The organism is Microcoleus sp. Aus8_D2, from assembly GCF_036702665.1.
Classification (GTDB): domain Bacteria; phylum Cyanobacteriota; class Cyanobacteriia; order Cyanobacteriales; family Microcoleaceae; genus Microcoleus.
Window position 1 is genome coordinate 1 of the sequence record NZ_JAUBUN010000014.1, and the last position, 5,611, is coordinate 5,611.

7 protein-coding genes are annotated in these 5,611 nt (G+C 46.0%); 5 read left to right on the forward strand and 2 right to left on the reverse strand.

The features are described from left to right. Positions 1–120 precede the first annotated feature (120 nt). Entirely contained in the window at positions 121–729 is a 609-nt protein-coding gene (locus QUB64_RS13305; RefSeq protein ID WP_333272479.1) for a M23 family metallopeptidase, read from the reverse strand. A 44-nt stretch (positions 730–773) separates the two neighbouring features. On the opposite strand from QUB64_RS13305, the gene QUB64_RS13310 reads away from it, so the two are divergent. The 3 genes from QUB64_RS13310 to QUB64_RS13320 all read left to right on the forward strand — a co-directional run bounded on the left by QUB64_RS13310 (position 774) and on the right by QUB64_RS13320 (position 2,409). Beyond that, a complete protein-coding gene (locus tag QUB64_RS13310; protein ID WP_333325333.1) occupies positions 774–962 on the forward strand; it encodes a hypothetical protein in 189 nt (62 codons plus the stop codon). Positions 963–1,151: 189 nt separating this feature from the next. After that, on the forward strand, positions 1,152–1,532 hold the full coding sequence (locus tag QUB64_RS13315; RefSeq protein WP_333272482.1) for a hypothetical protein: 381 nt from the start codon (positions 1,152–1,154) through the stop codon (positions 1,530–1,532). A gap of 118 nt (positions 1,533–1,650) precedes the next feature. Then, complete coding sequence (locus QUB64_RS13320; RefSeq protein ID WP_333272485.1) at positions 1,651–2,409, forward strand: prolipoprotein diacylglyceryl transferase; 759 nt, start codon at positions 1,651–1,653, stop codon at positions 2,407–2,409. Positions 2,410–2,592: 183 nt separating this feature from the next. On the opposite strand, the gene QUB64_RS13325 is transcribed toward QUB64_RS13320, so the two are convergent. Beyond that, positions 2,593–3,423 carry a phytanoyl-CoA dioxygenase family protein gene (locus QUB64_RS13325; RefSeq protein WP_333272488.1) on the reverse strand — a complete coding sequence of 277 codons (831 nt, stop codon included), beginning with the start codon at positions 3,421–3,423 and terminating at the stop codon, positions 2,593–2,595. Between the two features lie 215 nt (positions 3,424–3,638). On the opposite strand from QUB64_RS13325, the gene QUB64_RS13330 reads away from it, so the two are divergent. Both QUB64_RS13330 and QUB64_RS13335 read left to right on the forward strand, forming a co-directional pair. Further along, the gene (locus QUB64_RS13330) at positions 3,639–5,057 is read left to right on the forward strand and encodes a radical SAM protein (protein WP_333272490.1); all 1,419 of its coding nucleotides are present in this window, start codon (positions 3,639–3,641) and stop codon (positions 5,055–5,057) included. A gap of 22 nt (positions 5,058–5,079) precedes the next feature. Further along, the gene (locus QUB64_RS13335; protein WP_333272493.1) at positions 5,080–5,412 is read left to right on the forward strand and encodes a hypothetical protein; all 333 of its coding nucleotides are present in this window, start codon (positions 5,080–5,082) and stop codon (positions 5,410–5,412) included. The last annotated feature ends 199 nt before the right edge of the window (positions 5,413–5,611 follow it).

Sequence of the window (5,611 nt, forward strand, 5' to 3'; positions counted from 1 at the left end):
ATGCCCGATGCCCCATGCCCCATGCCCCATGCCCCATGCCCCATGCCCCATGCCCCATGCCCCATGCCCCATGCCCCATGCCCGATGCCCCATGCCCCATGCCCCATGCCCCATGCCCAATTAAGACTGATTGGAATACATTTCGCGAAGTACCAAAGCCGGATCTACCCAGCGCCCCCCGTACTTCAATCCCCAATGCAGGTGAGGCCCACTCGTGCGCCCTGTCATCCCCACTCTGGCAATTCTCGCACCGGCCGGCACAGTTTGACCCTGCCAAATTTGCAGGCCGCCTTCGCGATCGATATAATAACGCCCGCCGTTAGCGGTTTCCACGCGGCCTCTGAGGTGACAGTAGATGTGCTCCCAATCTCCCGATCGCACTATCATACCAGTGCCGCACCTGCCATCTTCCCAAACTTCCACAATTTGCCCGCCCCACCAATTGCGGATATAGCTGCCTTCCGGGGCCGCCATGTCCAAACCGTAATGAAAATCCCCGCCTCGGGGGCCGAAGGGGGAACTGTAGGCTTCAAAATTTTCGACTGGGAAAGAAGCTTCCTGCCACAAATTACCCGTAGCGACTTTGCCTGGTGAGGCTTGCTGAGCCCGGACTAACTCCTGCCTCCATCCCATACCAAGTAAACCGATGCCGATGGAAGCTGCTACCAGCAGCAGCGATTTGGGACGAAAAAAGCGTTTTACTGTCAGCGGGCTTGTAGAGTCTTGCACGATTTATTTAACTCCTGAAAGTTTAATGTATTTGCGAATCTGCGTTGTCTGATGTGCCAATTCGCTGCAAGATTGCCTCGCGTGCTCTACCCACTAGCGAATCAGTTGACCAAGGTGTATCTTACTGCATACAGAACAGGTGTCAAGGCTTCGGGTTAAATGCTGCGGGTAACGGAAAAATATTTGCTACCGGAATTCGTGCTGCGGTTGAATTCGATCGAGCTTTTGCTTGACACTATAGTTTAGTCCGGGATTTTGGATGCTGTCTGAAATCTGGGTGAGAAACCCCCTTTATAGGACTCGGCGGTTGAAACCGCGTCTATACAAACGATGTCCGCTTTCGGGCCGACTGGGAAATCAAGGGGTATTTAAGCCGGATCTGGTATCATCCAAAATCTCAAATTTATAACACACATCAAGCAATGCTTACTGAAATTTTCCCTTTTAGTTTTGCCATAGACGCAACTGCGATCGCCGGTGCGTCATTATGGTCTTTAGCCCTGTATTGGGGTCTGTCACCCATCACAGAATGGGTAATCCTGCAACTCAACCGTTGGATGAATTTTGCAGAAAGATCCCTCTACACCTCGGAAGAAGAGTTTGAGAGAACCCGCCAAGCCAGAGAAGCTCAAAATGCCTTTTACGCTTCGCTGTTGAGCATTCTGCCCTTTTTGATTGTGGGTGGATTGTGCAATTGGGGTGTCGAATTGTCCTTGGGCACCAGTTGGGCGGTATCTATGGGGACGATCGCCTGTATTGGGGGCGGCGTGTACGAGCTCGGGCGCCGAGACGGCGAATCTTAGGCGATTTGAGATTTGAGATTTTGGATTTTGGATTGGGATTGCTTGAGAAATTCGGAGATTCGCAGGGAGCTAGAATGGATAACAATCTCAAATCCCAAACTCCAAATCTAAAATAAATATGACATTTCCGGTTTATTTGTCGATCGGGCAGTGGCAAATCCATCCACATTTTTTATTTGAATCCTTAGCCTACGCGATCGCCTTTCGCCTCGTCTTGTTGAATACTAAAAAAGATACCATTGCTCCCAGTCAGCGAAGTTCAGTAATTGTCGGCGGTATGGTTGGTGCTTTAATCGGCGCGAAAGCTCTAGTTTTGTTGCAGCATATCGATTTGTTGTGGCTATACCCGCAGCAAATTCTTGTGATGCTGCTTCAGGGAAAAACTGTAGTCGGTGCCATGCTAGGCGGCTTGATTGGCGTAGAATTGACTAAAAAAATAATTGGCGTCACTCGTTCCACTGGGGATGCTTTTGTTTATCCTTTGATTGTCGGAACTGCGATCGGTCGGATTGGCTGTTTTTTGAGTGGCTTGAGCGATCGCACTTACGGTACTGCCACTAATTTACCTTGGGCGATCGACTTTGGCGATGGCATTTACCGACATCCCGCCCAACTTTACGAGATTGTATTCTTGGTGGGTTTAACTGTATTTTTACAGTGGCGCAGCCGCTGGCAGCGACAAGAAGGCGAATTGTTTAAATTTTATCTGGTATCTTATCTAGGATTTCGCTTTTTTATAGATTTCATTAAGCCGGAGTTTCACCCATTTTTAGGATTAAGCGCCATTCAAATTGCTTGTTTGTTAGGTTTGGTTTATTATCGCCACAGTATTGTCAATTTATTTAGGTTTTCTCGTTCTGTCAATAGCATTTCCTAATATCAAATTAAGGATATTTTATCGGATTGGTGATATCGTATCCGAGGGATTGACCGTGATTTCTGTAGGGGCGGGTTCACCAACAATATTAGCCAAAAACTAACAATCTCAAAAACCCGCCCCGACCTATGTATTATACTGATGGTTGCTATACCGATTTTCAAGCATAATTAGTCGTGTATTTCAACCATAATTAGACTCAGGATGTTTGCCTAAAAGCCGGAGTTGTCTTTCTGTAGTAGTAGCGAGAATTTCGGGATTGAATTGCCACGGCCAAGGCGAAAATTTCTGGGCGATGTTGCGGTGGGAATAATGAACTTGCAGCAAATAGCGAGTGCGATCGACTGTGGTATTTCTGCCGCCGGAGTGCCAAATTTCACTGCGAAAAAACAGCACGTCTCCTGCTTTGCACACAACTGGTTCGGGCGAGTGTCCGTTCCAAGTTTCTTCCCCGCGATCGGGTTTTCTACCAGATTTGTGACTGCTAGGAATAATATAGGTAGGACAGAGGTCTTCTGTAGTGTCGCTGAGATAGAAATGCGCCGTACAAATCCAGACTGGGAGTTGAAAAGTGCGATCCTCTTCGAGGGCTCCGCTAACGGCAAACACGCTTTCGGGCAGGGGGACAAACACCTGATCGACGTGGACGCGCCAACCATCGTAACCGGGCCCGCTTTTCCATGCAGTCATGCCGATAATGTGGCAATCGCTGCCCATCAATGCTTCTGCCAATTCAATGATACCAGGTCGATCGGCATATGAAAGCCACAGGCGATCGCGATTGAACACGCATTTAAAATGTTTGTTCAATTCACTCCAACTGCTACCATCGAGTCCGAAGGGTTGCAGGCGATCGAGTGCTTCCCGGGCGATCGCCATTTCCGACTCGCCGAGCACACCGGGAATCAGCGCAAAACCATCTTCATGTAACGCTTCTACAAGACCTGCTGTGTCGAAAAGCTCGCAAGTCTTTTGCCGATAGCTGAAAACTTTGCTCAACGTGCTTGCGTTCATAATTTAAATTCGAGTAAAATCATCAACTAATATTAGAATAGCACAAAATTGTCCGGAAACAGTAACAACTTGTAAAGTGTATTCTTGCTCTGTCTTCTCTTTCTCTGCGCCCTCTGCGCCTTGGCGGTTCCTTAAGCAAAAATAAATCTAATGCACCACAAATCAACTAAAATTACTAGATACAATAAATTAGCCTACTTCATACCCAAAATTCTATGCCAACTAGACCTTATCTATTTTATGCCCTGACTAACAGCGTTTGCTCAAAATGCTTAACAAAAGTTGAAGCAAAAATAATCTTTCGCGACGAATGCGTTTATTTAGTCAAACACTGTCCCACTCACGGACACGAAGAAGTCTTGATAGCCGATGATATTGACTACTATAAACTATCCCAGCAATTCATCAAGCCGGGAGATATGCCGCTCAAGTTCAATACGCCGATAAAATACGGTTGTCCTTACGATTGCGGCCTTTGTCCAGACCACGAACAACATAGCTGTTTAACTCTAGTTGAATTGACAGACAGGTGCAATCTTTCCTGTCCGATTTGTTATGCAGATTCCGGTGTTGAAGAAGTTTCTCATATTTCCGCTCGCCCCCGCAAGCACCGCAGTTTAGAACATATTGAAATGATGTTGGATGCTGTGGTAGCCAATGAAGGAGAACCGCAAATCGTGCAGCTTAGCGGGGGAGAACCGACGATTCACCCGGAGTTTTTTGAAGTCATGGATTTAGTCAAAAGCAAGCCCATTAAGCATTTGATGATTAATACAAATGGCGTGAGGATTGCTAAGGATCGAAATTTTTGCGATCGGCTGAGTCAATACAAACCAGGAATTGAGATTTATTTGCAGTTTGACAGCTTTGAAAAATCCACTCTGGAAGAGTTGCGGGGAGTAGATTTAAGGGAAGTCAGGGAAAAGGCGATCGCCAATCTCAACGAATACAACATTTCCACCACTTTAGTGGTCACCCTCAAAAAAGGTTTGAACGACTGTGAAATCGGCCAAATCATCGAATACGCCTTGCAGCAAAAATGCGTGCGGGGCGTTACATTTCAACCCATACAAGTAGCGGGAAGATTAGAAAAATTTGACCCAAAAACTGACAGGTACACCCTCACAGAAGTGCGCCGTTCAATTTTGCAACAAAGTCCCCATTTCAAACCAGAAGATATTATCCCTGTTCCTTGCCATCCCGACAGTTTAGCAATGGCTTACGCCCTCAAATTAAACGGCAAAGTGATTCCGCTAACTGGCGCAGTAGCCCCGGATGTTTTTGTCGAAATGATGCCAAACAGCGTACTTTACGAACAGAATGAAGAGCTAAAACGCAAAACTTTTGAGTTGTTTTCCACCAGCCATTCTCCTCAGTCCGCAGCCACCGCTTTCAAACAGTTATTGTGTTGTTTACCGATGATACCAGTTCCCGAAGGTATTAATTACGATAACGTGTTTCGGGTGATGATTGTGCAGTTCCTTGACCCGTTCAACTTTGATGTGCGTTCCGTAAAACGCTCTTGCATTCACATCGTACACCCAGATGGTAGAATTATTCCATTCGACACGTTTAATATGTTCTACCGCGAGGGAAGTGCTGGACATCATTTAGTTTCTAACCGTTTAAATTAAATTAAGTTTGGGAGGATGATATATGTCGCGGAGAAATGATGAAATAAAGGGTATCTTTTTAGGAATACTTCTCTTGATTGGCTTGCACGTGGCAGCATTCATTTTGGGAAGTATCATAGGTTATGTATCTGTGGCGATAGGCGGCATAGGTTCTTCGATAGCTTCGTTTTTATTGTTGTCTATTTTTGGCATAGGATTAGTTCAAATAATTTATGTGATTCCCGCGATTATTATTCTCAGCCGACAGCGACAATTTGCCGTGATGAAAGGCGTGATTATCGGTGCAGTAATTACAGCTTTATTAAATGGCGGGTGCTGGCTATTATTTGCTTCATTCTGGAGGGGGGGATTCTAGTTATTGTAGGGTGCGTCAGTTGTACAATCTTTGCTAAAAGCTAAGATTTTTGCTGACGCACCCTACTGCTTATGATGTGCCCAGTTATTGTAGGGTGCGTCAGTTGTACAATCTTTGCTAACAGCTAAGATTTTTGCTGACGCACCCTACTGCTTATGATGTGCCCAGTTATTGTAGGGTGCGTCAGTTGTACAATCTT

What these genes read in the sequence shown, in the direction of transcription:
- QUB64_RS13320 (WP_333272485.1), top strand. Translation starts at nt 1,651, where the DNA reads ATGACATTTCCGGTTTATTTGTCGATCGGGCAGTGGCAAATCCATCCA.
- QUB64_RS13325 (WP_333272488.1), bottom strand. Translation starts at nt 3,423, where the DNA reads ATGAACGCAAGCACGTTGAGCAAAGTTTTCAGCTATCGGCAAAAGACT.
- QUB64_RS13335 (WP_333272493.1), top strand. Translation starts at nt 5,080, where the DNA reads ATGTCGCGGAGAAATGATGAAATAAAGGGTATCTTTTTAGGAATACTT.
- QUB64_RS13315 (WP_333272482.1), top strand. Translation starts at nt 1,152, where the DNA reads ATGCTTACTGAAATTTTCCCTTTTAGTTTTGCCATAGACGCAACTGCG.
- QUB64_RS13330 (WP_333272490.1), top strand. Translation starts at nt 3,639, where the DNA reads ATGCCAACTAGACCTTATCTATTTTATGCCCTGACTAACAGCGTTTGC.